At 69.8% G+C, this 2,466-nt stretch carries 6 protein-coding genes; 4 read left to right on the forward strand and 2 right to left on the reverse strand.

The features are described 5' to 3' along the window. Together Q8Q85_03010 and Q8Q85_03015 are read right to left on the reverse strand one after the other, a co-directional pair. A partial coding sequence (locus Q8Q85_03010) for a mercuric transporter MerT family protein (GenBank protein MDP3773214.1) occupies positions 1-336 on the reverse strand: 336 nt, incomplete at its 3' end. Then, positions 333-662 (reverse strand): metal-sensitive transcriptional regulator, encoded by a 330-nt coding sequence (locus tag Q8Q85_03015; protein ID MDP3773215.1) that lies wholly within the window; start codon positions 660-662, stop codon positions 333-335. The genes Q8Q85_03015 and Q8Q85_03010, both read right to left, overlap by 4 nt. A 143-nt stretch (positions 663-805) precedes the next feature. On the opposite strand from Q8Q85_03015, the gene Q8Q85_03020 reads away from it, so the two are divergent. From Q8Q85_03020 to Q8Q85_03035, 4 genes are all read left to right on the forward strand, one after another. Next, the gene (locus Q8Q85_03020) at positions 806-1,414 is read left to right on the forward strand and encodes a sigma-70 family RNA polymerase sigma factor (GenBank protein MDP3773216.1); all 609 of its coding nucleotides are present in this window, start codon (positions 806-808) and stop codon (positions 1,412-1,414) included. After that, positions 1,411-1,632, forward strand: coding sequence for a zf-HC2 domain-containing protein (locus Q8Q85_03025; protein ID MDP3773217.1), 222 nt, complete (start codon positions 1,411-1,413; stop codon positions 1,630-1,632). The genes Q8Q85_03020 and Q8Q85_03025 overlap by 4 nt, the downstream gene beginning before the upstream one ends. Positions 1,633-1,747: 115 nt before the next feature. Next, positions 1,748-2,149: a hypothetical protein gene (locus Q8Q85_03030; GenBank protein MDP3773218.1), complete on the forward strand. Its 402-nt coding sequence runs from the start codon at positions 1,748-1,750 to the stop codon at positions 2,147-2,149. Further along, on the forward strand, positions 2,146-2,466 hold a 321-nt coding region (locus Q8Q85_03035; GenBank protein MDP3773219.1), incomplete at its 3' end, for a hypothetical protein. The genes Q8Q85_03030 and Q8Q85_03035, both read left to right, overlap by 4 nt.

Genomic DNA, 2,466 nt, shown 5'->3' on the forward strand with positions numbered 1-2,466 from the left:
GACGAACCGCGACCAGTAAGGGAACGTGGCGAACACCGCCGCGAAGATCGTCGCGAGCCAGACTGTCCAGCGCATCACGCGGCGGGTGCGAGGATCGGCGCACGGCCTTCCGGGCTCGCAGGCGTTGCGCTCCTCTTTGCGCAGGCTCCAGTGCCCGACGCCGAGCGCGAGCGCCGTCGCGCCCACGAAGTATGGCCGCAGCGGCTCGAAGGTCCGCGCCAGGCCCGCACCCGAAAGACCGAGGGCAACAGCAACCAGCGGCCCGGCGCAGCACAGCGCCGAGCCCAATGCAGCTGCCACGGCGCCGCCCGCCGCGGCGAAAGGGCGGCGGATCACGACGCGTGCCTGAGGGCCGAGGCCAGTGCGCCCCGAAGGCTCGCGAGCGCCTTCATACCTTGCCCTTGCTCGACGCTTTCGGCGACACAGGTCTGCATGTGGCCTTCGAGCAGTTCGACGATCACGCCGGACACCGCCTGCATGATCGCCCCGAGCAGCACGAGGAGGTCGTCGCAGGAGTGGTGGGCCGCGAGCAACCGCTCCACGCCCCGCACCTGGCCCTCGAGGCGCTTGAGGCGATTCCTGATGCGGCGCTCGACTTCAGGCTTCAGATAGACTTGCGGAGCGCAAACCTGCGGCACCGTTCCTCCGGGTTCGTTGAGCACGCGTAGAATACCCCATAGGGTATAATCCGCAAGCGTGGCGGCCGGTTCCCGGGCGCCGGGTTCCCGACACCTCGCCGCCGCACCGACGACAGCACCCGCGCGCAGGGAACCCGGAGTGCGCGCCCGGTATTGGATTGACAGCCATGGCTGACCCCGATTCGCTCCCGGACGACCGCGAGGCGTTCGAGCAGGAGGCGCTGCCGCATCTCAACAGCGTCTACCGCTTCGCGTTGTCGCTGTCCGGGAACGAGGCCGTCGCCGAGGACTTGACCCAGGACACGTTCCTCAACGCGCTCAAGGCCTGGCGGCAGTACGAGCCTGGAACAAACTGTCGGGCGTGGCTCTTCACTATCTGCCGGAACCTGCGGTCGCGGCAGGCGGTGCGGCAAAATCGCGAGGAGCCGGCCGACGCGGCCGAGCTGGAGAGTCTGGCCTCAGCGGCGCTCCACTCGGGGCTGAGCGAGTCGGATCCGCAACGCGGGTTCCTCGATGCTCCGGAGTTGGGTGACGTCGTACGTGCTGAGTTGCGGAAGCTGCCGGAGGAGTATCGCGAGGTGATCGTCCTCTCCGATTTGGAGGACCAGTCGTACGCGACGATCGCGGCCGTCCTCGGCGTACCGATCGGCACGGTCAAGTCACGCCTGTTCCGCGGCCGGCGGCTGCTTCAGGAAGCGCTGATCGAGTACGCCCGGGATGCCGGGCTGGTCGCCCGCATCGGACGCCCGCGAAGATCGACTGTCACGGCGTCATGAAGCGCCTGTGGGAGTATCTCGACGGCGAGTTGCCGCCGGACGAGGCCCACCGGATCCGCGAACACCTGGCGATGTGCGCGCGCTGCTACCCGCAGTACCGGCACCAGCTTGCCTTCCTGGCCCTGGTCTCTCGCGCGGCGTCGGCGACCGCGCCGCGTCAGGAGTTCGTGCGGCGCCTGGATGCGGTGCTTGCAGCCGCGGAGGATGATCGGACCTAATCGGCGCCCGGCCGCGAGACCGATCTTGGCGGCTGCGTCCGGGAACCGTTCCACCATACCGCGTGTTCCTCTGACGGTCGAAGGCATGACCACCCACACCAACGCAGGAGGTAGCATGAAGTACCGTTTTCTTGGAGTGATCGCGCTGGCCGGTATGTCCGTTGCCGCGGCGCCCGCCCACGCCCAACAGGGCAACATGCCGATGCCCCGCGCGCCTCAGGCCCGCGCCGCCACGATCACCGGCGAGGTCATCGACGTCTCCTGCCGCCTGGGCCAGGGCCTCGGCGGCGACAGCCACAAGATGTGCGCCGAAGTGTGCTCCGACCGGGGCATCCCCCTCGCGATCCTCGGCAGCGACGGCAACATCTACATGCCGATCTCGACCGCCATGCCGGGTGACGCACAGAACGCCCGGCTCCGCCCCTTCGCGGAGCAGCGGGTCCGGGTGACCGGACGCGTGGTGCAGCAGGGCGGCTCCCGCGCGATCTTCATCGAGTCCATCGCCGCGGCGTCGTGACCTCACGCGCCTGGGTGGCCGGCGCCGCGTTCGCCGTGCCGGCCGCTCTGGTCCTGGCTTTCTTCACGCGCGGCTCCGACCCCAGGATCCTCTGGTGGCAGGGCCGCGCGGTCAGCTGGGGCGGGCGTCACCGAGGCGTGGTGTGGGCGCCGGAGGGCGAGCTGCTTTCGTTCGGCCCGGGGCTCCGGGTCACGCGCCTACCGGTCGCCATCGCGGGAAGGACCATCGTCGAGGCCGCCGCGAGCGGGCGCGGCGACGTCCTGCTGGTGGACGGCGGCGGCACTGTAGTGCGACGTCGCGAGGCCGGAGACGTGATC

Source organism: Gemmatimonadales bacterium (genome assembly GCA_030697825.1).
Classification (GTDB): domain Bacteria; phylum Gemmatimonadota; class Gemmatimonadetes; order Gemmatimonadales; family JACORV01; genus JACORV01.